The organism is Bacteroides galacturonicus (assembly GCF_003096855.1).
GTDB lineage: Bacteria > Bacillota > Clostridia > Lachnospirales > Lachnospiraceae > Lachnospira > Lachnospira rogosae.
This window is the reverse complement of the sequence record NZ_QEOA01000003.1, coordinates 279134-303812: the sequence shown is the minus strand read 5'-3', so window position 1 is coordinate 303812 and position 24679 is coordinate 279134. Positions and strand designations below refer to the sequence as shown.

Annotated in this window: 27 protein-coding genes and 1 tRNA gene; 5 read left to right on the top strand and 23 right to left on the bottom strand. The window is 35.3% G+C overall.

Annotated elements, in window-relative coordinates:
- Positions 1-22: 22 nt before the first annotated feature.
- From thiS to C7390_RS04195, 5 genes are all read right to left on the bottom strand, one after another.
- Positions 23-238, bottom strand: a complete 216-nt coding sequence (gene thiS, locus C7390_RS04215) for a sulfur carrier protein ThiS (protein WP_022502832.1) — start codon at positions 236-238, stop codon at positions 23-25.
- Between the two features lie 51 nt (positions 239-289).
- Positions 290-607, bottom strand: a complete 318-nt coding sequence (locus C7390_RS04210; RefSeq protein ID WP_022502833.1) for a thioredoxin family protein — start codon at positions 605-607, stop codon at positions 290-292.
- 11 nt (positions 608-618) lie between these two features.
- Complete coding sequence (locus tag C7390_RS04205; protein ID WP_022502834.1) at positions 619-870, bottom strand: sulfurtransferase TusA family protein; 252 nt, start codon at positions 868-870, stop codon at positions 619-621.
- An 89-nt stretch (positions 871-959) separates the two neighbouring features.
- On the bottom strand, positions 960-1826 hold the full coding sequence (locus tag C7390_RS04200; RefSeq protein WP_116443660.1) for a 4Fe-4S binding protein: 867 nt from the start codon (positions 1824-1826) through the stop codon (positions 960-962).
- Positions 1827-1870: 44 nt separating this feature from the next.
- Entirely contained in the window at positions 1871-3103 is a 1233-nt protein-coding gene (locus tag C7390_RS04195) for an O-acetylhomoserine aminocarboxypropyltransferase/cysteine synthase family protein (protein ID WP_116443659.1), read from the bottom strand.
- Positions 3104-3286: 183 nt separating this feature from the next.
- On the opposite strand from C7390_RS04195, the gene C7390_RS04190 reads away from it, so the two are divergent.
- Positions 3287-4315, top strand: coding sequence for a FecCD family ABC transporter permease (locus tag C7390_RS04190; protein WP_022502837.1), 1029 nt, complete (start codon positions 3287-3289; stop codon positions 4313-4315).
- Complete coding sequence (locus C7390_RS04185) at positions 4308-5066, top strand: ABC transporter ATP-binding protein (protein ID WP_022502838.1); 759 nt, start codon at positions 4308-4310, stop codon at positions 5064-5066. The genes C7390_RS04190 and C7390_RS04185 overlap by 8 nt, the downstream gene beginning before the upstream one ends.
- Here the strand turns inward: C7390_RS04185 and C7390_RS04180 are convergent, their stop codons facing one another.
- The gene (locus tag C7390_RS04180; RefSeq protein WP_318295554.1) at positions 5067-6488 is read right to left on the bottom strand and encodes an InlB B-repeat-containing protein; all 1422 of its coding nucleotides are present in this window, start codon (positions 6486-6488) and stop codon (positions 5067-5069) included. It lies immediately after the preceding gene.
- A gap of 515 nt (positions 6489-7003) precedes the next feature.
- A tRNA-Leu gene (locus C7390_RS04175) sits at positions 7004-7088 on the bottom strand.
- 224 nt (positions 7089-7312) lie between these two features.
- Here C7390_RS04175 and C7390_RS04170 point away from each other — a divergent pair.
- The 3 genes from C7390_RS04170 (at position 7313) to C7390_RS13590 (ending at position 8240) form a co-directional block, all read left to right on the top strand.
- Complete coding sequence (locus tag C7390_RS04170; RefSeq protein ID WP_116443657.1) at positions 7313-7720, top strand: hypothetical protein; 408 nt, start codon at positions 7313-7315, stop codon at positions 7718-7720.
- Between the two features lie 125 nt (positions 7721-7845).
- On the top strand, positions 7846-7989 hold the full coding sequence (locus tag C7390_RS13595) for a hypothetical protein (protein WP_318255708.1): 144 nt from the start codon (positions 7846-7848) through the stop codon (positions 7987-7989).
- 125 nt (positions 7990-8114) lie between these two features.
- Positions 8115-8240: a hypothetical protein gene (locus C7390_RS13590; RefSeq protein WP_022502842.1), complete on the top strand. Its 126-nt coding sequence runs from the start codon at positions 8115-8117 to the stop codon at positions 8238-8240.
- Positions 8241-8360: 120 nt separating this feature from the next.
- Here C7390_RS13590 and C7390_RS04165 read toward each other — a convergent pair whose 3' ends face one another.
- From C7390_RS04165 to cobA, 16 genes are all read right to left on the bottom strand, one after another.
- A complete protein-coding gene (locus C7390_RS04165) occupies positions 8361-8819 on the bottom strand; it encodes a ferritin-like domain-containing protein (protein WP_022502843.1) in 459 nt (152 codons plus the stop codon).
- A gap of 174 nt (positions 8820-8993) precedes the next feature.
- Positions 8994-9527, bottom strand: a complete 534-nt coding sequence (locus C7390_RS04160; protein WP_318255707.1) for an HD domain-containing protein — start codon at positions 9525-9527, stop codon at positions 8994-8996.
- Between the two features lie 101 nt (positions 9528-9628).
- Positions 9629-10648 (bottom strand): hypothetical protein, encoded by a 1020-nt coding sequence (locus C7390_RS04155; RefSeq protein WP_116443656.1) that lies wholly within the window; start codon positions 10646-10648, stop codon positions 9629-9631.
- Between the two features lie 199 nt (positions 10649-10847).
- Positions 10848-11453 (bottom strand): accessory gene regulator ArgB-like protein, encoded by a 606-nt coding sequence (locus tag C7390_RS04150; protein WP_055175483.1) that lies wholly within the window; start codon positions 11451-11453, stop codon positions 10848-10850.
- Between the two features lie 37 nt (positions 11454-11490).
- Positions 11491-11634: a cyclic lactone autoinducer peptide gene (locus tag C7390_RS04145; RefSeq protein WP_116443655.1), complete on the bottom strand. Its 144-nt coding sequence runs from the start codon at positions 11632-11634 to the stop codon at positions 11491-11493.
- A 192-nt stretch (positions 11635-11826) separates the two neighbouring features.
- Positions 11827-13149 (bottom strand): sensor histidine kinase, encoded by a 1323-nt coding sequence (locus tag C7390_RS04140; RefSeq protein ID WP_055175486.1) that lies wholly within the window; start codon positions 13147-13149, stop codon positions 11827-11829.
- Between the two features lie 120 nt (positions 13150-13269).
- On the bottom strand, positions 13270-13992 hold the full coding sequence (locus tag C7390_RS04135) for a LytR/AlgR family response regulator transcription factor (protein WP_055306448.1): 723 nt from the start codon (positions 13990-13992) through the stop codon (positions 13270-13272).
- A gap of 428 nt (positions 13993-14420) precedes the next feature.
- On the bottom strand, positions 14421-16187 hold the full coding sequence (locus C7390_RS04130) for a sulfate adenylyltransferase subunit 1 (RefSeq protein ID WP_318295553.1): 1767 nt from the start codon (positions 16185-16187) through the stop codon (positions 14421-14423).
- Positions 16138-17037 carry a sulfate adenylyltransferase subunit CysD gene (gene cysD / locus C7390_RS04125; protein WP_090139497.1) on the bottom strand — a complete coding sequence of 300 codons (900 nt, stop codon included), beginning with the start codon at positions 17035-17037 and terminating at the stop codon, positions 16138-16140. Before cysD ends, C7390_RS04130 begins: the two co-directional genes overlap by 50 nt.
- 17 nt (positions 17038-17054) lie before the next feature.
- A complete protein-coding gene (locus C7390_RS04120) occupies positions 17055-17369 on the bottom strand; it encodes a 4Fe-4S dicluster domain-containing protein (RefSeq protein WP_022502852.1) in 315 nt (104 codons plus the stop codon).
- The gene (locus tag C7390_RS04115; protein ID WP_090139495.1) at positions 17353-19074 is read right to left on the bottom strand and encodes an adenylyl-sulfate reductase subunit alpha; all 1722 of its coding nucleotides are present in this window, start codon (positions 19072-19074) and stop codon (positions 17353-17355) included. Before C7390_RS04115 ends, C7390_RS04120 begins: the two co-directional genes overlap by 17 nt.
- Before the next feature lie 118 nt (positions 19075-19192).
- Positions 19193-20254 (bottom strand): ABC transporter ATP-binding protein, encoded by a 1062-nt coding sequence (locus tag C7390_RS04110; RefSeq protein ID WP_022502855.1) that lies wholly within the window; start codon positions 20252-20254, stop codon positions 19193-19195.
- Positions 20254-21123, bottom strand: a complete 870-nt coding sequence (locus C7390_RS04105) for a sulfate ABC transporter permease (RefSeq protein ID WP_116443654.1) — start codon at positions 21121-21123, stop codon at positions 20254-20256. Before C7390_RS04105 ends, C7390_RS04110 begins: the two co-directional genes overlap by 1 nt.
- Before the next feature lie 18 nt (positions 21124-21141).
- The gene (gene cysT, locus C7390_RS04100; protein ID WP_082421596.1) at positions 21142-22062 is read right to left on the bottom strand and encodes a sulfate ABC transporter permease subunit CysT; all 921 of its coding nucleotides are present in this window, start codon (positions 22060-22062) and stop codon (positions 21142-21144) included.
- Positions 22043-23083: a sulfate ABC transporter substrate-binding protein gene (locus C7390_RS04095; RefSeq protein WP_022502858.1), complete on the bottom strand. Its 1041-nt coding sequence runs from the start codon at positions 23081-23083 to the stop codon at positions 22043-22045. Before C7390_RS04095 ends, cysT begins: the two co-directional genes overlap by 20 nt.
- A gap of 193 nt (positions 23084-23276) precedes the next feature.
- Positions 23277-24674 (bottom strand): uroporphyrinogen-III C-methyltransferase, encoded by a 1398-nt coding sequence (gene cobA / locus C7390_RS04090; RefSeq protein WP_022502859.1) that lies wholly within the window; start codon positions 24672-24674, stop codon positions 23277-23279.
- Positions 24675-24679: the final 5 nt, after the last annotated feature.

Here is a 24679-nt window from a genome sequence, read left to right as displayed (position 1 = left end):
GACATTATAGTTAATTACACTATTATAATTGTCTCTGTCCGCCACCCATAAAGTATAAGAATTCAACATTATCACCATCTTTTAACTGGTATGTTTCTTTCTGGTCTCCTGGAATGAATTCTTCGTTAATTGAAACCGTAACATATTCTGGTGTTTCTACATTTTCAATTTCAAAAAGCTTTGGAAGTGTAATTCCCTCTTCATATTCTTTCTTTACTCCTGATACTGTTAACTGCATATTAAACCTCTTTCCTGCCTCTTAGGCATAAATATTATTTATTAGAATTAATTAAATATTAGCATCTATCCAGCTTGTAAGTTCATCTTTTCTGAATACGCCTGTATGTCTTGCAGTTTCCTTTCCATCTTTAAAAAGAACAAGTGTAGGTGCTGCTGTTACTTCATATTCAGAAGCTGCATCTGCATCAAAGTTAATATTAACCTTGTATACCAAAAGGCTTCCTGCTCTCTCATCTTCCACTGTTCCTACAACAGGTGCAAGCCTTTTGCAAGGAACACAACTGTCTGAATAAAAATCAATAAGAACTGGAACTGAACTATTTAATACCTTCTCTTCAAAATCTGATAACTTTATTCTCTCAGCCATAAATCTTCTCCTTATTCTTCAACTTTTTTAACAATGAGTGTATATGTCTCATCATTATTATTAACAAGTTTAAGGATTTGATGTCCCTCATCTTTAATACTTCTTGGAACATTAGCTACCGGCTCTCCGTCATTCATACGGATTGCAATAACTTCACCATCATCTAATTCATCGATAGCAACCTTTGCCTTTACAAATGTAAGTGGGCAAACCTTATCTGTAATATCTACTGTATCGTCAATCTTAATTCCTTCAATCTCCATATTAGTCCTCCTTTTTCTTAAACCGTATAAGTTCAAAAACCTTATAGTGTAAACATATATGAATTTATAATTTTTGACTATAAATTTTATTATTTACCCTCGTAAGCAGCTTTAATAGCTTTTCTAAATTCATCCTCACCTACTCTTTGTAATGTAAGTCTGAATCTCTCTCCTGGGTTAGCATTCTTTTCAAAGAAGCCGATTGCTGCATCTGTTACTCTGAAAAGTGTCTCTTCATCTTTAATAAGTGGAAGAAGCTGTTCGCCTTTGTATATCTGGTTACCAAATAATCCACCAAATGATACAATATAACCGTTCTGGCCTTCCCAAGCTTCTGTAGGACAAGCCTTTACACAACGTCCACAGTTATTACACTTAGTTCTATCAATAGTAACTGTATTATTAGCACAGCTTATAGCACCCATTCTACAAGCTTTCTCACACACGCCACAATTGATACATTTATCTTCTACCCAGGTTACGTCCATACCACCTTTAACACCGATATCGTTCTCCTCTGCCTTAAGACAGTTATTCTGACAACCTGTTACGCCAAACTTGAACTTATGTGGAAGTTCTCTTCCGAAGTAATGTTCATCAAGCTTCTTAGCAAGTTCATATGTATTAATACAGCCGCTTGGACAGACTTCATTACCCTGACAAGCAGTAACTGTACGAACTCTTGGTCCACATACACCCGGCTTAACACCACCATCTGCTAAAGCTGCTCTAACTTCTTCAATATTTTCAAAATTAATAAATGGAATTTCAACACCCTGTCTTGATGTCATATGTACATAACCTTTTCCATATTTATCAGCTACGTCAGCTACAGCTCTGATATTCTCAGATGTAAGATTACCACCAACTACCTGTATTCTTAATGAAAAATATCCTTTCTGCTTCTGTCTCATAAATCCGCCCTTTTTAAGTGCTGCATAATCAATCTTAGCCATAATTCTACCTCATTTCTATTCTTTTCTTAGTCGTTTTTTGATATTTAATTAGCTGCTTTTAACGCCTGTGTGAAATCTTCTATAAGGTCCTGCACATCTTCTATTCCTACGCTTATTCTCACCAGATCATCATATACACCAGCAATCTTCTTCTCTTCCTCTGTGCTGTGAGCACTGATTGTTGAGCTTGGATGTATAACCAATGTCTTAGTATCACCTATGTTAGATACATTAAGCGGAATCTTTAATGCGTTAATAAACTTAAATGCTTTCTCTTTGCTTCCTGTACGGATTGTTATTATGCCACCAAATCCGTTGTTAAGTTCTTTCTTAGCAATATCATAGAATTCGCTATTCTCAAGCCCTGGATAATTAACACTAAGATTACCATAATTATCATTAAGATACTTAGCTAATATCATTGCATTGCTACAGACACGCTCCATTCTTATTCCAAGTGTCTCAATTCCAAGAATGTTATAAAATGCATTCTGTGGTGATAAACAAGCTCCTGTGTTACGGTATATTCCATTTCTTAACTTGGCTGTATACGCATATGGACCATATTTCTTAAAATCTTTCATACCAGGATATTTTATAATATCCCATTTAAAATTACCAGAATCAGTTATGACACCACTGATTGAATTACTATTGCCATTAACATACTTCGATGTTGAATTAACAACTATATCCGCACCATACTCTATTGGCTTAATAAGATATGCTGTAGCAACTGTGTTATCAACGATAAATGGAACGCCTGCCCTATGAGCTTCATCAGCTATTAATCTGATATCTGTTACATCAAGTCTTGGGTTACCAATTGTCTCTGCAAAATAAAGCCTAGTATTCTCATTCGTAGCTGCTCTGAACTGTTCCACATCATTATTATTAACATAATGTGTCTTAATTCCAAAGCTTTCTAAATCCCTGAATAAATCAATGCTTCCGCCATATAAGCTTGCACTGCATACAATCTCGTCACCACTTTGTAATATATTAGTAAAGGCATTCGTTATTGCTGCCATACCTGATGAACAGGCAACACTCGCAACACCGCCCTCAAGAACTGTCATTCTTTTCTCAAATGCTTCTATTGTTGGATTGCTAATTCTACTGTATGAAAATCCAGGTGCCATATTATTAAATATCTTCTCGAGTGTCTCAGCACTCGCATGCTCAAATGCACTTGACTGATATATAGGTGTCTGTGTCGCACCAGTATTCTTATCTCCTCTGAAATCGCCATGAAGTAAAGCTGTATTAAATCTCATATCATTATCTCCATTTCGTATAAACTACAAACCTACTTGTTTAATATGAATTGAATTTTAACCCTTATGTTAATATTTGTCAATAGTTATTTCATATAAATTCGGTATGTAAATATGAATTGAATAAATTAGCGGTTTATGATACTCTATTCACATATATTTATTATAAGGAAAATAACAACTATGACCAATAAAACCAACTCAAAATCAAACAGCCGTTCAAGACATATATACATATATATATTGCTCTTTGGACTTTTAATAACAGCTTCTTTTCTAAGCGTTATGCTAGGAAGCGTATATATCAATCCAGCAGATATACTAAAATGCTTCTTTACCCCCGACAAGACTTCTGTGACTTACATATTAATAATGAACATACGTCTTCCTCGTATGCTTGGTGCCATTATTGCCGGTATGGGACTTTCTGTTGCTGGTGTTATCCTTCAGGGCGTTATGAATAATGCACTTGCAAGTCCTAATACAATAGGTGTCAATTCCGGTGCAGGCTTCTTTGTAATGCTTGCTATGATGTTATTCCCTCATTCAGGATATGCCACATCTATAGCTTCATTTGTAGGTGCACTTTTAACAACACTTGCCATATATGCACTTGCATATATGGCTGACAGCTCACGAACAACCATTATACTTGCCGGAATAACTGTATCTTCCTTTCTTAATGCAGGTATTAACACTATCAAATTAATAAATACAGATATAACCCTTAATATCACTTCTTTTCTTATGGGTACTTTATCCGGACTTACATTTAACAAAATAGCACTGCCAGCAATTGGAATTATAGCTGCTGTACTTGTATCCTTCATTCTGGCCAAGCCGCTTAATATACTTTCATTAGGTGATGACTATGCCCGCTCTTTAGGATTGAATGTTCCACTTACAAGATTCTTTCTTCTTGTATTATCAAGCATAATGGCAGGTCTTGTTGTAAGCTTTGCTGGCCTATTAAGCTTCATAGGTCTTATTGTTCCTCATATATGCAGGACTTTATTCGGAAGTGATGCAAGATACCTCCTGCCAACAAGTGCTTTGCTTGGTGCTTCATTTGTACTTATATGTGATATCATTGGTCGTCTTATAGCTGCTCCATATGAACTTCCTGCTGGAATAATTATGGCTTTTATCGGAGGTCCATTCTTTATGTACCTTTTATTAAAGAAAAAAGGAGGCAGACGAATAAATGCTTAAATATGAACACGTTAATGTAGCCGTATCCAGAACCAATATATTAAATGATATTAATATAACATTTCCAAAAGGACAGATAACAACGATAATCGGTCCTAATGGATGCGGCAAAACAACCCTTCTTCAGTGCCTTAATGGCTGTTCTAAAGTTACAGCAGGCACTATTACAGTAGATAATGAAAATATCCTGTCACTGCCATTAAAAGAAAGAGCCAAAAGAATAGCATTTCTTCCGCAAATAAGAACCGTTATCCCTGTACTTCCTGTAAGAACATTAGTAGAACACGGCAGATTTCCTTATCTTGGCTTTACAAGACGTAAAACAGATAAAGATAATGAAATAGTCAATAATTCAATGGAATTCACTAATGTAATGCCTTATTCTGAAGATAATACCGACACACTTTCTGGCGGAATAAGGCAGCGTGTATTCTTCTCTATGATACTCGCACAGGACAGCCGGATTATAATTATGGACGAACCTGTCACTTATCTTGACCTTGAGGGCAAGAGGACTTTCTTCTCTATGGTTAATAAACTTAAAAAATCAGGCAAAACAATCATTCTTGTACTACACGATTTATCTGATGCAATAAGAATATCTGATAATCTTGTTATAATGAACGACCGTAAGATTGCAATAAGTGACACACCCGCCAACTGCCTTAAAACACATATTATTGAAGATGTATTCCACACAACCTATAAAAAATTCTCTGATGATGAGGGTGACTATTATATTTTTATGTAATTATACATTTATATAATTATCCTTATATATACTGCCATTCTTATCAATGTACCATTTCTGCACCTGCCAGCTATTCATACTATCTGGCAGACTGCGGATTGTATTACTGCCTATGCCTGTATACCAGAGTTCATCATTAGGTGTCCTCTTAATAAGAGTATCACAATAGGTCGTTGATGAAGCTTTAATATACATAAATCTTTGCTGCTGCCACTGTGCATATAGATTAACTGTGTCCTCTGAAAGCTTTGTAAGTTCAGTTACAGCTTCCAGAGGATAATACATATCACCACTCCCATCAGCCTCAGTATTCCACCCATCAAACTTAAACAGCTTTCTTGACGGACTCTGCCCCGATAATGAAACCTCCGAACCGTACACCGTATTAATATCCTGTGGCATATTGCTTACCACTGACGATGTATTAGATATATATTTTATAACTTTATCCTTCGGCTTCCACCTGGCATATACCGTATAATCACTGTAGCTGGCTTCTTTTAATACATTACTGCAAGCCTTGCCCTTGCTATCCCACAGCATAACATATTCACTATCTGTATCAAATGTAAGCTCGTCCCTGTTAGAAGTTATATTAGATGCTTTACTATAACCATACCACCCCTCAAATATATATCCTTCCTTAGCCGGAATTGATACATCTCCTCTGTCAGCTCCCCAGTTCGTATCAGTAAGTGTCCCTGCTTCCTCCTTATCAAGCAATCCACCATCTGCATCATAATATATGGTATTACTATCCAGAGAACATATCGTAATCTCTCTTATAAATTGTCCTATCTTACCAAGTTCGTGTTCAGGTGCACCAATCCCAAAATCAACATCCCTGTTAAAATATGTCCTTAACTCATAATCTGCACTGTCACCATTAGTATGAATAGTATAATCTAAATTACCTCCTGTATCATTACCTCCACACACTATGTCGCTCACTGTTGTGTCAGCATTAATCTGACAATTTGACCTGTCATACTTGTTGCGGTATCCCGTATTCTGCTGTCCAAAATTAACTCCTATATCCCAATATTTCAAAGTATTCCACCCATATGCAGTAAGCTTAAAGCTTACTCTGTAATCTCCCGCCGGAAGCCATGTATATGGTCCATATATTGTCGTATTAGTGCCTATTGTCCCTGTTAAATCCTCACTCCATATAAGCATAGCATTGCGCCAGTCTGATGATATTGTATAATTCTTTGTCTTAATCTTGTGATCGTAGCCGTCCCAGTATGTAAATTCAATACTATTATTATTCAAATCAATAACATCTTTTTTATGTAAAAATGCTGATGTATTAACGTCCGCCATACACTCTGTTACGCCGCATATAATAAACAGCAGTATTGCTGTAATTCTTATAAATGCAGTCTTTAACGGCTTACATTTTAATATTATTAAACGCAATTTATTATTATTCATATATGTATTAAGTAAAAAAATCCTATAATTATATCTTTTCGTTCTTTTTTGCAAATTCTATTTCCTTTCCGCATCATTCACTAAACTATAGTTAAACATTTATTGTAACAGCAAATATCATTACTGTAATTAATTATGGCTGTTACGCTATTTTTTATTATTCTTACATTATAACTATGTTATTTCTTATATTATTAGGATAACAGTGTTTCTTCTCAATTTTCACATTGTTATAATATTTATTATATAATTAATATATCGGGATTATTATTATTAAATATTGGGATTAACTGGGACATATATTGTATTGGTGTATAGAATCAATTCATTAAGTATACTTTATATAAAGAATATCATATAAATTTATAATATGCAAGTGTTTTTATAATTAATATATTAAAAGAATACTACTTTAAATGTTTTATTCATAGCTTTATCCAATATGGAACATATACTATTATGCAACAAAAAAGGAACTCTCGCTGAGTTCCTTAATCAAGTGCAGTCGGCGGGACTTGAACCCGCACCCAAGCAATATGGACTAGATCCTTAGTCTAGCGCGTATGCCAATTCCGCCACGACTGCTTATTTGTTATATCGGTCACCCGACTTGATTAATATTACATTATTGTATGACATTTGTCCAGCATTTTTTTACTATATTTTATATACCGTATTGTATGACATATTTTTTGATATAAACTAACAGCAATTAATCTATTATCCTGCTAATTGACTATTAACAAAATTTTCTTAATATGCTATTATCTTCATATTAACAGACTATAGAAAGGATTGGCGGTATTGTTATGAAGAAACGATGTTTACGCTTATTAAGCTGCATATTTATAATAGCAATGTTCTTTGGCGGACTGTGTTTCTACAATGTGCAGACTGCTCTCACTGAGATATCGTATGAAACAGAAGCTGATTTCCACGATTTCCAGCTTATTACTACGCCAAAATCTTCTATAAATGATTACAGACCATGTACATCAGAGATGCTTGGTAATCAGACAGCTATTACTTCAGAAAATGTGTTGCCAAGAACGGGAACACGTCTATTAATACGCTCAATTGTCGCTGTTATTTTACATAATAACTTTAATATTGACAATTTCTATCACATATATTCATTTAATTATTCTTTGGATATCAATCCATCTTATTCAACGATTATTGTTGATTATATCCATAAAAAGGACGGTTCAAAATAATTATCTCAAAGTGAATTCATATAATATGCAATAAATAATTATGTATAAAATGTATATATTTGTAATAAACCAGCCTCAATGTATATTACAACAATTTAATACATTTTATAAGAAGTGGAGATATTATGAACATTTTAACATATATAGGCATAGCTATAGGCGGTCTTATAGCTGTTGGTTCTACTTTAGGCATAACTTTAGGCATTGTAGTAACCATAATCTATAAAATATTCAGAGCAGTTAAATATAAAATCTCTTTATTTGACTAATCTGAACAGACTAACTGTGCAGTCAGCTAAATATACAGTTAGCTGACAGTACAATATAATTTGGCTAAACATTAAATTTAACGAATTGAAATATTAACTTAATTAAATCAGAAAAGGAGTATTATATGGTTGGAAATATAACTGTAGGAATTGTTGTTTTATTAATTGTTGGCGGTATTATATTCGGATGCCGAATAGACCATCAGGCTACTAAAGAAGCTGATGAGAAAAATAATTCAGCCGTTAAATAACCGTGGTATTTAATAAAACGCTATGAAATCACACAATGATAACATAGCGTTTTATATTTTGATTATTTTTTTCTGAGTATTTACTTATTTTCTTTGTTTTTAATGTAGTTATCAAACTATCTACTGCATACCATTCGCCATTTTATACTTATAAAGCATTTCAGCGTGATTTTGTTCTTCTATCTCTATATCTGCAAGCACTTTTCTTATAGATGTTAAAGTACACGCAAATACATTGGAATTATATTCACCTGATACAAGCTTTTCTGTTCCTATGCTGTCTGTTGCAAGAAAACAGTCATTCTTTTTATCCTCTGACTCTTCACTCTTTGAATAACTGCCCTTTGGCTGATAGTCCTTTCCTGCTGTATCATTACAATCGCAGGATGGCACTTCACCATTTAAAATCTGACCTATCGTCTTATAATGTTCCTGCTCCTTTTTCTTAAGCTCTTCAAAAAGCTGTTTTAACTCATCGTCCTTTGCAAGTCCTGCATACTTCTCGTACTTATCAATACAATTCTTTTCCTGTGTCTGAAGATCCTTTAATACCGACATTTCTTTTTCAGTCAACAACATACATATGCCTCTTTTCTTAATCTGGTTATTTTGCGATGTGCATATCAGAAATCAATTCTGCCACCACTATGAATTAGGATTGTTAATTTACATTGCAATCTCTTATACATATGTATTATGTGTTGATTCTCATAATCATATACCTTACATACTTATATTTTTATCAATATTTTTTCAATCAATTAAGAACATATCCTTACATATATATTTCCCATATTTTGTCTTAAAAATATTATTGTAAGCTTTTAACACTGCATCTTTTGATACACCATCTTCATACATATTTACAAGAAAATCAGCCTCAACAAGTATCTGGTAATCAATCCCGTCAATATTACTATATGTATGATGATGTGCAATCAGATACTGCACTCTTTCTGAAATGTCTGTTTCAAATCCAAGTCTTTCAAGAAGCTCTTTAGCAAGTGCAGGTCCTTCCTTTTCCTGCAATCTGCCGCCACACTCTCCATATTTTTCTTCACATGTATGAATCCCTATGTCGTGTGTCAGTGCCGCTGTTTCAATAATAAACAAAGTCTTGTAATCTACATTTTCCATCTGGGCAATCAACCTGGCATAACTGTGAACTTTACAGAAATGCTGTATTCTCCTGGAATCCCCCTTATATAATTCAATCATAGCCATATGTAACTTATTTAACATATTAATATTCTGTGTAACAGCACTTTGAACAGCTGAGTTTTTCATAGTATTATTCTCCTTTTTTTGATAAATATTGTATATTATTATTTATTTTCAATATTTTTAATATCCTAAATATTATTAAAATTATACTCGCAATATTCGTATTAAAATATATCAAGCATATTATCAAGATATATCTCTTCTCTTACATTTATCTGGTATTCCGGCTTAGTCATATAATAAAGAAGAAATTCCAGCACCAGTGCACTTCCAAGGCTTCTGCCCTCTATTTTAAAATTGGTAAATCCCATAGGCATATATATATTCCTGATATCATCTACACTTATAAATGCCGGGTTGTGCATTGCCTTGGAAAATCTATATCCCTCGCCTGCCTCAGGCGACACACATATATGCCCGTTGCAATTTTCGCCCAGATTCATACGGCTTACAGTCTCATAACAGGCTTTACGGTCATAACAGTCAATCCAGCAGCACTCGTTACATAAAAATTCAATCTTATCTTTCTGTTCCTGTGTCATCGTCCCCAGCTTATCAAAGCATTTATTCAACCTGAAATCTGGCACAACATAACTAAAATCATCTCTGTTTACCTCGTTCAGCAAATCATTATAATCTGTTAGTACCTTGGTTGTAGATGAAACGAAACAAAACTCTGGATATTTATTTTTTAAATAGTCAAGCAGAATATCTGAGTGAACTATAATTCCATTTTTAAATGCAGTATCTCTTATCGAATTATCTATAGAATAATCTTTAGACGCATATTCAGATGTAACCTTATAATCACTATGCAATTTCGAAGCCGCCTTTAATAATTCACACAACTTATTACATTTCACATCTGCCAGATGTTCCTTCCTGATAAGCGAATTGCTGAATGTAAGTCTTGCCGATATTCCATATTGTGCCATAAGTGAAAATACTTTTTCTGCCTCACTATCTCCAAAGCCGGCACGCCCGCCGCCCCATATGCAATCCGCTGGTGCACCATATATAGAACCTATATCACACCAGTCATAAAAATACTCCCTGTGCTCATAAAACAATGACAAGAATACTTTATAAAACTCATAGAATTCAAACAGACCGGGAAGGTGATAATGTACTATCCATCTATCAGTCTTATCTATATTATTATTAAAATCGCTTTCAATATTCATATTAATATGCTTCTCCCTGATTATTAACAAGACAATTTATTCTGTATCATCAGCCATTTATTGTCAATATTATACCACTTTTCCGCTCACATTTTCTGCTTAAATTTCACATATCTATTATACACGCAAAAATCCCATAGGTTTGTACTCTTTTAAGCATATAACCTATGGGAATTATATATAGATATTATTATATTAACTATTTATCTTTAAAAAGTGCATATAACATAAGCACTGCTATGCTTATTATAACAAGCTTCATATAAAGGCTTATATCACTATACATATTCATCATAATATTATTAACTGCACCATTACTATATCTGTCTGTAATGTCACCCGCTAATAATATCATCAATAATAATGTACTAATTATCAAACTTTTATTACGATATATTTCTTTGTCTTTCTCATCTAATTCTTTATTAACATTCTCTATTGGTGAAAATCTTAATATTATAAGGCAGGATAATAAATACATTATCCATACAACCGAATTATTGACTTTTAAAGCTTCAAGCATAACTGTAACTAAATATGTCCCAAGAAATACTATATTACATACTAATGGAGTTCTTGCATGATACCCTCCTGTATATATTCTTAATGTAGCATAGATTGTAATAAATATTATGCTTTCAACCAGTCTTGATATTAATATGCCGACAATAAGGACTGTCAACATTCCTGCTATATTGCAGATAAGCACCTGCATACCATATTGGTATACAGGGAGCTCATCTTCATTAATTATGTTCTTCTTCAAAAAAAGAACTGCAATACTATCTGCTATTCTTCCTAGCATTATCCCTATCCCCTTACCTCTCAGTAATACATTGGTATTATCTGTTCTTCTTTAACTTATCTGCTGCCTGTGGTTCTTTTGGCTGATAGCAGCTCCATATTGAAGCACTGTTTACAGCCTTCTTAGCAGAATGCTGTGCCGCCTTAGCAACACAATTTAATAATACATTGCTCTTCTTCATATCTTCCAACTCCTTTCCTACCTGACGTCTGACGTTACAAGTATTAATATATCTGATGCTGATAAATCAGCTCTCATTCTATCCTCAACTCTCATCCCTTATTCGAGTTAGCACAAAAGCTGATTTAATATTAACATTTATTTCCATCATTTCAATAAGCGTGTCGTGAATTATATCTTATATGTCGTGAATTTATTTTTCCCTGTAAAGAATTACACTACAGCAAAGAACACAAGTACCTATTATTGAATAATTAATTCTGCCATTATATTTCTTTACAACATCATTTACATTTTTAAGACCATATCCATGCATTAATTTATCCTTTTTGTGTGTCTTAAATAAAGTATCTTCTTTGAAGGCTTTTACCATATCATCTGATATGCTGTTATATATTTTTAAGGAACATACATCCTCATTCTCATCTATAAATACCTCAACTCTCTTATTATCAACAAATGTCTGAGCCTCAATTGCATTATCAAGCAGATTAGAAAGCACACAGAATATATCTACATTTTTAATGAGCTTTAACTCTCCGTTGACAACAGCCACAAAATCTATGTTTTTCTGTCTGCAATCTTTAGATTTCTTTGTAAGGAACTCGTTGATAATTATATTATTAGTATACATTTTCTCAACAATTATTTTATCCAGATCTCCATCAAACTGGCTTAAGAATTCTCTTGCCTCCTCAGTACGTCCATCCTTAAGCATAAGATTAGCAGCAATCAGTGTCTTATTAAGTTCGTGTTTTATTCTTGATATACGCTCGACATTCGTTTCTATATCCTCGACATTTTCTAATCTGCTTTTATATGCCTGTTCCATTATTGTCTGCTCCATAAGAGCGTATGTACTGCGTTGTATAATCTCATACAATGCCACACACAGGATAAACATTATTGTTACACATATCATTATTATAATTGAGCGCACTATCATTTTCTCAGCATCACTATCTGTTGACATCATCTGCACTTCATTGGTGATAATAACTGACATTATCATAGCCGCCATAATTATTACCGTGTCCTTAATATTCACTCCATAGCTGTATCTTCTTAATATTCTTACAAGTATTACCGCAACAATCCATATTGTTATCTGTATAAGAATAACCAGCAGGCACTTTTCCATAGAAGCTGTTCCTGTGAATTCTATAAAATGCACATTATACAATGCTCCCATTATACTGCCCAAAAGTACCGTAACAAATATTATAGTTGCTATAATAAACATTGAAGCATACATTTTCTGAAATATATTGCCATCCATAAAAAGGCACGCATATATGACAAGCATTGCCCACAATATGCCAACACCAAGTCCCTCAAACGGAACAACCATATACTGGATTTCCAGATATGCAAATATTATCGAAACACCTGATATTACTGCAATCTTGGAATTAATCTTTTTATTAACGTTCAATGTACCGCATAAAAAATATATAAGCAAAATGCTCTGATTAATATTTGCAAGTGTTTCAACTATAAACGAAACTTTATCCATATTTTCTCCAATCTTTTTTATCATTTACTATGTATATTCTATCCAGCATTCGCTAAACTGTATATACCCGTAACGCTTACTATATCTGCATATTCTTTCAGCTTTTTCTATCACTTACTCTTACTGCTCACTATATCCCATAATATACGCCTGCCAGTCACGTATAATCATTTCCTGCTTATTGCCAGTTATATACAGCTTTGTACCATTATCAATTATTACCTCATCATCTTTAATATTTACAATATGCTCCATATTAACAAGACTTGACCTGTTAATCTTAACGAAGCCTTTAGCCGCCAATTCCTTCTCTACTCTTGAAATCTTATCCCTTACAACCCGGCAGTCATCTGTCATATATATGTTCATATCATGATTGGACATTTCTATGTATAATACTGTCGAAAGATTTAACACAAGCGTATTCCTGTTATTCTTAAAGGTATACAACACATTTTTATCATTCATATATGATATTATCTTATCCATTGTAACTTTTATATCCTCTGCATCGTGCTTTTTTCTTATAAATCCTAATGGTCTGCACACAAATGCCTTGATTGCATATTCTTCATAATTCGTAATGTACACAATACCGGCATTCCTGTTCATTCTTGTTATAATCTTTGCCACGTCCATACCATACACTTCGCCAAATTCTATGTCTAAAAAATATATATCGGCTTTATCACATTCCTTATTTCTAAGGCTCTCCATAAAGTTCTCATAATGGTCATAATAAACGCAATTGAACAGCTCATCGTATTGGCTTTCCAACACTTTAAGCTGTTCAATAAACTGGGATGCGTACAATCTATCATCATCACATATAACAAACTCCATAATTATCCGCCTGCTTTCGTACATTAATAATATAATGATGTGAGTAGCAAAATTACTTTCTGCATGCATATCATAATAGATAATATTATACATAATCTTAGGTTGGTTCGCAATAATGTGGGGTGAAGAATATTGTAATAATTGCAATGATAGTCTGATAATGACTTACCGTGGCATATATGGTAGTTTTTTCTCTCTGGACGAGAGGATATTGTTAGTATATATGTTTATATTTAATATTTGTTCCTATGAAGGCGTGCTAACGCACTGTTCATAGGCTGGTGGGTGGGAGAAGATGCTTACACCGTGCAAGTTCCAGAAGCCTCTGGCTTCTGGAACTGTCGGGCTTCGCCCTATCTGACTTAGCTTCAAAGTGCTGCTTTGTGCAAGCACAAGCATCACTTTGCTGTTAAGTCAGGCACGGCTCATTATATTACATATTCCCATACTTCATCCTTGAAGATGATTTTTCTGTAAGTATCGAATTTTGTCCACTTGTTGAAGAATTCATCATTGAGTGGTTTGTTAGCCGTTTCGATGGCATTTAAGTCATTTATAAGGTTGTTGTAGTCATCCTCACCATTGAGCCTGATTTCAAAGCCACGGCTGTTGATTACTGGTGTTCCTGTGTATGTATATTCTTCTAACTTTGTGATTGCTTCTATCTTCTTATCTCTTACTGTAACTGCTACTTTATCACGAAGAACGATTACATCAATGTTATCTGGATAGCTGTATGTCTCACCGCTTACGTTAATTACATCTCCGACCTTGTATGTCTTGCCTGATGGGCTTACCTTTGTAACTGTGGCACTTTCAAGGTTATAATAATATTCTTCAAATATATCTGCATTTCCTTTAAGGCTTCCATTTACAAATGCACATTTTACTTCTTTGTTATCATATGCACTCGAATCTGTGACAACACCGCAGGCAGATGTCATATTGCTTATTCTATCTATAAGAATAAGTTCGCCAAGCGTCTTATGTTTTGCAAATTCATCAATAACAACTGCTTCCTGAAGTCCAATATCGCACACTGCTATCTCATTCTTGCTAAGTCCATTAGCTGGAAGGAAATTTCCTGTATTGACGTCTATCTTGTACTGAATGTTCTTTAATACACCAAGAACCTGCTTAGTGCCAATCTTAACAATGTAATCCTTACCAACTGTAAGTTCTGCATCGTCCATCCAGAGTATTGTTGCTGTAAGTGACTTGCTTACTGGAAGTGTTGTTCCGCTTGAAAGTACACATCCTCTTGATACGTCAACTTCTTTGTCAAGCTGGATTGTAACTGGCTGTCCTTCCTGTGCTGACTGACTATCCTTATCACCAATAAGAATACTCTTAACCTTAGCTGACTCACCACTAGGAAGTGTGATTATATCATCACCAACTGATACAACGCCTGATTCAATCTGACCCTGAAATCCTCTGAAAGTATGGTCTGGACGGCATACTCTCTGAACTGGCATATAAAAACCTTCTTCCTTCTTCTTTTCGCTTACATCCACATTTTCAAGGTAAGTAAGAAGTGCTTCGCCTGGATACCAAGGTGTATTATCAGATTTAACTGTAATATTGTCACCCTCTGTTGCTGATACAGGGATAATCTTTACACTTGCAAGTCCAAGTTCTTTAGATAATTCATCAATCTGCTTAGTTATCTCGTTAAATCTTTCTTCTGAGTAACCAACTAAATCCATCTTGTTTACTGCAAATACGAAATATTTAATTCCCATAAGGGCACATATTCTTGCGTGTCTTTTAGTCTGCACAAGAACGCCCTGCTTAGCATCAATAAGAATTATTGCAAGGTCAGCAAATGAAGCACCAACCGCCATATTTCTTGTATATTCTTCGTGACCTGGTGTATCAGCTACGATAAAGCTTCTCTTATCTGTTGTAAAATATCTGTAAGCAACATCGATTGTGATACCCTGTTCACGTTCTGCCATAAGTCCGTCAAGAAGAAGCGAGTAATCAATAGCACCACCTCGGCTTCCTACTTTACTGTCAAGCTCTAAAGCCTTTTCCTGATCGGCATATAAAAGCTTTGAATCATATAATATATGTCCTATTAATGTAGACTTTCCATCATCCACGCTTCCGCATGTAATAAATTTTAACAATCCTATCATCTTAGAAATACCCCTCTCTCTTTCTTCTTTCCATACTACCTGCTGCTTCATTATCAATTACTCTTGTTGTTCTCTCAGAAGATACTGCACTAAGAGTTTCATCAATAATTTCATCAAGTGTTGTTGCATTAGACTCAACACCACCAGTAAGAGGATAGCAGCCAAGTGTTCTGAATCTTACATTCTTGTATTCAATCTTTTCGCCTTCTCTTAACTTGAAACGATCATCATCAACCATAATTAACATTCCGTCTCTTTCAACAACTGGTCTTTTATCCGCAAAGTAAAGAGGTACGATATCTATATTTTCTCTCTTTATGTACTGCCATATATCAGTCTCTGTCCAGTTAGAGATTGGGAATACTCTTATGCTTTCACCCTTGTTAATACGTGAATTGTATAACTTCCACATCTCTGGTCTCTGGTTCTTAGGATCCCATGCGTGGTTTTCATTACGGAAAGAGAATATTCTTTCTTTGGCTCTTGACTTTTCTTCATCTCTACGTCCACCACCAAAAGCTGCTGTGAAACCATATTTATTAAGTGCCTGCTTTAATGCCTGTGTCTTCATAATATCTGTATACACTGAACCATAGTCGAAAGGATTAATTCCTTTCTTAACACCATCTTCATTGATATATTCTAACATTTCAATGCCAAGCTTCTTAGCTGTTTCATCTCTGAACTTAATCATTTCCTTAAACTTCCATGTTGTGTTAACATGAAGAAATGGAAATGGTGGCTTCTCCGGATAGAATGCTTTCATTGCAAGATGAAGCATTACTGAACTATCCTTTCCTATTGAGTAAAGCATAACCGGCTTTTCACACTCAGCCGCCACCTCTCTTATTATATATATTGCCTCAGCTTCAAGCTGATCAAGATGTGATAACTCTGCCATTCTTTTATCCGTCCTTTCTAGTATTTATTAGATTCCTTCTTATTAATTACTATCGTTTCCCTGCTTCCGTCTGTCTTATCTATATTCCAGTTAAGGAAGTCGCCTTTGGAAATAACGCTCATCTTACTTCCCATACCTCCCATATCTGCTCCAAGATAAAGTGCGATAGCTTCAAACTTACATTCCTTGATACAAGATGAACATCCCCAGCAGTCCTTAGGATACTTCATATATGCTTTCTTATCTTCTCCCATCTTAATAAGACTTCCCGGACAGACGATACTGCATTGTCCGCAGCCAGCACATTTCTCCTTATTAATTACTATGCTCATATGTCTCACCTCTTCCCACAAGATTTCTATATTTCACTTCTATCCTTCCGTCTACCTTTCTTGTATTAACATACTTAAGCCATTCATCTGACTTCTCTGGGTAATCAAGGTTCTCCGCAAAGCTGTGCCATCTTGTTTCTTTTCTTGCTTTCAAATGTTCTATAAGCACCTGACAGACTGTAAGTCTTTCCTTTAATTCATATACAAACATAAGCTCATGATAATCTTTAGCGTTAGCTTTTTCTGAAAGAGTTTCTATCTGTTCAATCTTTTCTTTGGCAAGCTTAAGCTGCTTTTCATTGAACTGGTAATGACTTCCTATACCACCAGCATATGTATCCATAACCTTCTGCATAGCTTCCTCAAGTTCTTCTGTCGAGAAAATGGTATCTTTATCCTCACGCCTAAGATATTCGTTATATTCTTTTATTCTTTCATCAGTAAGCTTGTCTGCATATTCATCAGCTGTACTCTGTGAAAATGCATTCTCTGTGATGTCCGATCTATTCAATTCCTTAACAATATCTTCTGCCGCAATTTCACCTTCTGCCATAGCACCTGTCACATACTTCTGAGGACAGCCTCCTGCAACATCTCCTGCCGCATAAAGACCATTGATTGTTGTCCTTCTATTAGTATCAACCCAGTAACCACTCGCCGTATGTCCGCCTACAATATAAGGCTCTGTTCCTTCTATCTCAACATTCTGCTCACTTGGGTTCTTTCCAGACTCTATCCATTTAAGTGTCTGGCTTGGTGCCATATTAAGGTATGCTTTCTTTAATGACTCATCCTGCTCACTGCTTATTCCTTCTGTTCTTAAGTAACAAGGACCTCTGCCCTCAATGTTCTCCCTTACAGTTCCGTATACTCTCTGTGAAGTTGTAAGTCCATACCGGTTCTCGTATACCTCACCTAAAGAATTCACCTGCTTTGCACCAACTCCCTGTGCTATTGTTCCTGTAGGAGCTATTGTATCTTTACATCTTAAAGCTATAAAACGCATTTCAAACGTTGTCATCTCTGCACCTGCATTAATACCCATAGCAAAACCAGCACCTGTATTAAATGGAGGATACCACATTTTATGTCTTGAAAATCCTGGATTGTTAGGCTTGTACAATCCAGCCGCTCCACCAGTCGCACATAATACCTTCTTAGCTCTTATCTCATAAGCTTCACCAGTATCAATATTAAAACCAACAGCACCAAGAATTGTATTATCCTTTACTATGTAATCAGTTATATTAAGTCTGTTAATTACAATTACATTTTCAAGACTATTTACTGCATCTGCAAGTATTGGCTTAATATTCTCACCGTTAATCTTAATATTACGGTTGCCTCTTGCAACATATCTGCCATTCTCATCTTTAAGAATTACAAGTCCAAGCTTTTCCATCTTGGCTGTTACTTCGTTAAGTCTTTCTGACATTGTAAGAAGTAAATCTTCCCTCACAATATCGTCAGCATCTTTCTTTGCATATTCAACATAATCCTCTGGCTTTCTGCCTTCAACTATGTAAGCATTTATCGCATTAACACCAGCCGCAAGACAGCCGCTTCTCTTTATATTCGCCTTTTCTGCAATTATAATTGAAGCATCTGACTTTTCCCTTATTGTAAGTGCCGCATAACAGCCTGCTGTTCCACCACCTATAATAAGCACATCTGTTGTTAATCTGTTTAAACCATTAATCTGCATAAACTTTCCTTTCTCATTGTAAAACTTGTCCACAGGTCTTTATCAGATATATACTAATCTGAAGCTGTGCGTATACACACAAAGCATTTAACCTGGCAGAAACATAACTTTAATCTGGTTAAATATAGAATACGTCATCATCCCTCATACCCTTGTTCTCGCAAAGATATGTCTTTTCATCATCAACTGCGTATATTCTATATATAAGAACGTGAACCTTTTCCCCAACCTGTAGCGGCTCTTTCTCAAGTGACCACTCTCCTGTTATCATTGTTCCTCCAATATTAACAGTTACATCAAGATGATTGCCTCTGAAAAGAATATCCTCAACATAACCTTCCTCAGCAGCACTGTTGTACTGCTGGAGCTTTCCATACTTAGAAAGCTTCACAAATTCAGGTCTTATTATTGCTCTTTTAGCTCCCTGTATCTCATCAAAACCTTTTAATTTTGAATAATCATTAACCTCTGAAGCTTTTCCAATGAATTCAACAACAAATGGTGTTGCTGGAGATTTGTATATCTCTATCGGACTTCCCATCTGCTCTATCTTTCCGTGGTTAGTAATTATAATCTCGTCAGCCACTTCAACAGCTTCGTCCTGATCGTGTGTGACGAATATACTTGTTATTCCAAGCCTGGTAACCATACTGCGAAGCCACGTTCTAAGTTCTGTCCTTACCTTTGCATCAATCGCCGCAAATGGTTCATCTAACAGAAGCACTGATGGATTAGGTGCTAACGCTCTTGCAAAAGCTACTCTCTGTCTTTGTCCACCTGATAACTGGTTAGGATACCTTTTCTCAAGACCTGCAAGCCCTGTTATATCAAGAAGCTCTGTAACTCTTTTCTTAATCTCATCTTTTGGAACTTTCTTAAGCTTAAGTCCAAATGCTATATTATCATAAACTGTCATATGTCGAAAAAGAGCATAGTTCTGAAATACGAAACCAATCTCTCTTTGATTAGCTGGTACATCATTAACTCTCTTTCCATCAATATATATATCTCCAAAGCTTGGTGTTTCAAGACCTGCAATCATTCTTAATATTGTTGTCTTACCGCTTCCCGAAGGACCAAGCAATGCAACAAGCTTTCCCTTTTCTATTCCGAAATTCACATTATCAGATGCACGAAAGTTTCCATACTGCTTAAAAATATTCTTCATCTCAACGTACATTACTTTTGCCCTCCTTTCTTATAATCACTTTGTCTGTGTTCAAATATATTCCTTAATACAAGAACTATAATCGCTATAATTACTAATATTGATGATACTGCAAATGCCGATGTTATTGATGTATCTGTACCCGACATATACAGTGCATCTATCTCAAGTGGAAGCGTGAATGTCTCTCCTCTTGTCTTTGATAATGCATTAACCGCACCGAACTCTCCTAATGCTCTTGATGTACATAGAATTATTCCGTATATCAACGACCATTTTATATTAGGAAGAGTTATCTTAAAAAATATTGTAAAACCATTAGCACCCATTAAAGCCGCCGCTTCCTCCTCGTCCTTTCCGAGTGAGTTAAGCACTGGTATTATCTCTCTTGATACATATGGAAATGTAACAAATATTGTAGCAAGCACAACTCCCGGTATCGCAAAGGCTATTCTTATATTGCTTCCTGTAAACTCATTAAACCATCTTATAACAGGATAGAAAAAACCAAGTCGTCCAAATGTCATAAGAAACGCAAGACCTACAATAACCGGTGATATAGAAAATGGTATATCAATAAGTGTTGCAAGCACCTGCTTGCCTTTAAAATCAAATCTTGTAAGTAACCATGCCGCTATAATTCCAAATAATGTATTAATAACAACTGCAGCAACAGTAGCAATAATTGTTACCTTCAACGCACTCAATACATATGGAGTTGTTATTGATTTAATGTAAAAACTAAAGCCCTCTTTTAATGAACTTGCTATTATTGATAATAGAGGCATAATCAGCATAACTGTTATAAACAAAACAGTGATAAGAATACATATGCTTCTTGTTCTTCTTTTTCTTTTTTCAGGCTTATCATTCTCGCTCATATTTAACCTCCATTTTCTCTACATTGTACGCTTTGCCTGCCTCATCTGTATTATATTAATGATAAGAAGTATCAGAAAAGATATTATAAGCATAACAAGTGCAATCGCTGTCGCCGAAGCATAATCAATATAATTAAGCTTCTGCATTATTACATAGGATACAACCTGTGTATGTTCCTTGGCACTGTTGCCTGATATGTATATAACGCTTCCATATTCTCCTATTCCCCTTGCAAATGCAAGTCCGAAGCCTGTAAGAAGTGCCGGGCTGATTTCTGGAAGGATTACTTTAAAAAATGTCTTTGATGGGCTTGCACCTAACATATATGCCGCTTCCTCATATTGAGAATCCATCTTTTCAAGAACAGGCATTACCGCTCTTACAACAAATGGAATTCCTACAAACACAAGTGCTGTAATAAGTCCAAGATGTGTGTAAGATACCTTTATACCTATTGAAGCAAGCGGTTTGCCAAGTATTCCGGTTTCAGAATACATTTTCGATAATGTAATACCAGCTACCGCTGTTGGAAGTGCAAATGGAAGTTCTATAAGTCCGTCAAGCACTCTTTTTCCAGCAAAATCGTATTTAACAAACGTCCATGCAATTATTGTTCCAAACACGCAGTTGATTACTGCCGCTATGAATGAACATCCAATGCTTGTAACAAAAGCATTGACGACATTCTGCTTAGTAACCAGCCTTATAAATTCGGCTGGTGGAAGCTTAAGTGAATATACCATAACCGAAGCAAGTGGAATTAATACTATAAGTGATAACATAGTAACTGTAATTCCAAGTGTTAAATGAAATCCCGGTATAACACGTACTTTTTTATCTTTACCGAATTTTCTGCTATTCTTTATTTCATCAAACGCTGTATCATAGTCTGGCTGTTTATTATTATCAATTGTTCTATCAGTTGTTATAGATTTCATCAAACCAGCCTCCATCATCAAAATATATCTTGTATGCCTGAGTCCAGCCGCCGTAATCAGCTATTGTATCAAGCTTTATTGTAAGATTGAATTTACCACTATATTCATTCAATACCTCTTCATCTGTTGGTCTGTATCCATAATCTGCGGCTATTCTTTGTGCCTGCTTTGAATACAGGAATGATAAATATTCGCTTGCAAGCTCCTCTGTCTTGTTGACTTTAACATTATCATCTACAACTGCCACACTTGGCTGTGCGAGAATACTTACAGATGGTGTGACAATCTCATATTCATCAGGATATGAAGCTAATGATGTAAGTGCCTCATTCTCCCATGCAATAAGCACATCGCCTTTTTTATTCTCAACAAATGTTGTTGTTGAGCCCCTTGCTCCGGAATCCAGCACTGATACATTAGCATACAGCTTTCCTAAGAATTCCTTCTGCTTATCTTCACTGTTATTCTTATCTCTTGCATAGCTTAATGCCGCAAGGAAATTCCAGCACGCTCCACCACTGCTCTTAGGATCTGGTGTTATAACCTCAACACCATCTTTAATTAAATCATCCCAGTCTGATATATTAAGCGGATTGCCCTTTCTTACAAGAAATACAATCGTTGAAGTATACGGAGATGAGTCTTTATCATATTCGTCCTTCCAGCCTGCATCAATAAGACCTGTATTCTCTATAAGGGATATATCGTGTTCAAGTGCAAGTGTAACAACATCTGCATTACAGCCTTCAACTACTGAGCGTGCCTGACTTCCTGAACCTCCGTGAGATTGTATAACCTTTATCTGCTTTCCGTATTCAGCCATATAGTAATCGGCAAAGACTTTGTTATATTCCTCATAGAACTCTCTTGTAGGGTCATAAGAAACATTAGTTATTGTAAGTCCATCTCTCTTACTGCCACAGCCTGCCGCTATATATGTCATCGTAATACACATAATAAGAAGCATACATAATTTATACCTTTTTTTATTAGAATGTCCGTTATGTTCAAGATATTTCATAGGTCTGCTCCTTTCTTATGGGCTTTAAATTTATTATATACCCACCATTCATACATACATAGTGTGTTAGTATGTTTATTACTTAAAAAATATTGCCAGACACCTTTGCTGCTGTCTGGCAACCCTTGGAAATTATTGATATAATAAACCTTATTTCCTATAAAGTCAATATGTTTATGTGTTTATTTTAAAATTATTTTAAATTGATGTTTACAGCCTCTCCTGTCACTATGACTGCCGGTGATGTTATGCCTGCTTCTCTTACCTTTAATTCAATATCAGCAAGTGTACCTTTGACTATTCTGTATGTATCATCAAATCCACCTGTAATAACTGCCGCTGGAGTGTTCTTAGGCTTACCTCCGCTTACGAGTGCCTCAGTTATCTGTGCAAGATGTGTAAGTCCCATAAGGTATACACAAGTTCCATTCATAGAAGCCGAATTTCTTATTTCTTCATAAAGTGAGTCCATATCTTTGGTATGTCCTGTGACAACACTAAAGCTTCTGCTTACATCCCTATGTGTAACTGGTATGCCTGCCATTGCAGGAACTGCTATTGCTGATGTTACTCCTGGTATTTCTTCTGTTTCTATGCCATTTGACTTAAGATAGAGCATTTCTTCTCCACCACGTCCGAATACATATGGGTCACCACCCTTTAATCTGACAACAAGCTTTCCTTCATTGGCTTTCTTTAAAAGGAGTTCGTTAATTTCTTCCTGTGCCATACTGTGTCTTCCATTTCTCTTGCCAACATATATCTTTTCACAGCTTTCAACACAGAATTCCATAAGGCGGTTATCAATCAGGTCATCATATACAAGCACCTGTGCCTTCTTTATGGCATTTAACGCCCTTACAGTTATAAGATCATAAGTTCCACAGCCTGCACCAGCAATTACAACCTTGCCCTTGCTGTAAGAATATTTCCCATCTGCCTTTGTTTCAGCATTTGTATTATCTTTACCAGTAATCCTCTCACTTACTTTATTAATAACATCCTGTAATTCGTCCTTGTCAAGCTCTCTGCCAAGCACCATACATTTTCTTGCAGCTTCCTTGAATATATCAGCTCTCATAGAGGCATCATCTACATTCTCTTTAATACTATCCCTAATTGAACCAAGATACATAAGTATATCTTCAATATCCGCAGGAAGCTCCTGTGCTATTCTATTCTTAATATCTGCCGCAACATAAGGACTTGCTCCCTGGGTAGATATTCCTATAGATAAATCTCCTGCTTTGTATACAGACGGAAACAGAAAATCACAATTATCCTTATCGTCTACCGCATTTATAAAAATGTGGTATTTGCGGCATACGCCTGCAACATATGCGTTAAATTTTGCATCATCTGTAGCAGCTATACAGAATGAACATCCGTCCAGATCTGAATTAACAAATTCTCTTTCAATAATATTAATGCCTTCAATGCTCTTTATGCTATCGCTTACCTTTCTTGCAACAACTGTAAGTTCCGGCTCATATGCAAGAAGCTTGCTTATTTTATGCTCTGCTATTCTGCCTCCTCCGATAACAAGACCTTTCTTTCCTTTAATGTCAATAAAAAACGGAAAATAACCCATAGTAA